The organism is Rhizobium sp. ERR 942, assembly GCF_007828395.1.
In the GTDB taxonomy this organism is placed as follows: Bacteria; Pseudomonadota; Alphaproteobacteria; order Rhizobiales; family Rhizobiaceae; genus Rhizobium; species Rhizobium dioscoreae.
This window is the reverse complement of sequence record NZ_VIUA01000025.1, coordinates 3,427-4,528: the sequence shown is the minus strand read 5'-3', so window position 1 is coordinate 4,528 and position 1,102 is coordinate 3,427. Positions and strand designations below refer to the sequence as shown.

General features: G+C 53.9%; 2 tRNA genes and 1 rRNA gene (1 of these 3 cut by a window edge). All 3 read left to right on the top strand.

From position 1 onward, the window contains the following. Positions 1–147 precede the first annotated feature (147 nt). A tRNA-Ile gene (locus FBZ97_RS34215) sits at positions 148–224 on the top strand. A 94-nt stretch (positions 225–318) separates the two neighbouring features. Continuing rightward, positions 319–394: transfer RNA gene (locus FBZ97_RS34210), tRNA-Ala, on the top strand. 566 nt (positions 395–960) lie between these two features. Further along, positions 961–1,102 (top strand): 23S ribosomal RNA (locus tag FBZ97_RS34205); it runs 2,690 nt beyond the window's last position.

The following is a 1,102-nucleotide window of genomic DNA, read 5'->3' as shown; positions in this document are numbered from 1 at the left end:
CTTACGATCGCAACGAAATACGTCACGGAAGCGTAATGCTCCGATGATATGGCGAGCCTCGCCGTCCACGTTTCTCTTTCTTCAAGAAGACAAAGAACCGCGTCGATCCGGATGGTTTATGGCTGTCTGGACCGGTTTGACGAGAATGGGCCCGTAGCTCAGTTGGTTAGAGCACACGCTTGATAAGCGTGGGGTCGGAAGTTCAAGTCTTCCCGGGCCCACCATGCTTCGCCGTTTGGCTACGCATGGCGCAGCCGGGAAAGAACGGTGACGCGGAAGTTGCCGAACCCCGAAGAAGTTTGGGGCGATCGAGCTGATGGGGCTGTAGCTCAGCTGGGAGAGCACCTGCTTTGCAAGCAGGGGGTCAGCGGTTCGATCCCGCTCAGCTCCACCAAATCGATTGGTGTCGAGACTGACGGCGATGTCTTCTGAAGAAATAAAGGTTTTGCATCGGCCTTGAGGCTGGATGCGTGTTCTGCATACATTGTGAAGAGAAGATTGATCTGGAGGCTTCCAGGTGTTTTGAGCGACCGTAGGGTTGTTCGAGGCGTCCGAGCCCGGTCTTTATGAAACCATGGATGGCCTAGCCGGCCGGATATGGTGGAGAGATCGGAGGTAGGAAGGAAGCTTGTCGCTCTGAGCCGTTGTTGTTGGTCCTCTTCGAGGGCTTCTGACGGGCGGCTGGATTACCGTTGCCTGACCGCGCGGTATCGGATCAAATCTCGAGAAGCTGGTCTTAAAGATAGACTGCAAGCGAGCTGCTCGGCGTAGCTCCAATAAAGCAGGTCTATCGAACACGTCGATGGCATTATTGAAGCGCGATTGTAAAAGGTAATCGCGCTGGCTTGGTTCGGCACACTGCAAAGTGTCCGGATAGTCAGATTTGGAACCCCTTCGAGCGCAAGCGAGGAGGATAGGAATTCCAAATCCAAGCAAATGATGAGCATTGGCAATGAGAACGATCAAGTGTCGTAAGGGCATTTAGTGGATGCCTAGGCATGCACAGGCGATGAAGGACGTGATACGCTGCGAAAAGCCGTGGGGAGCTGCGAATAAGCTTTGATCCATGGATCTCCGAATGGGGCAACCCACCTTAAATACT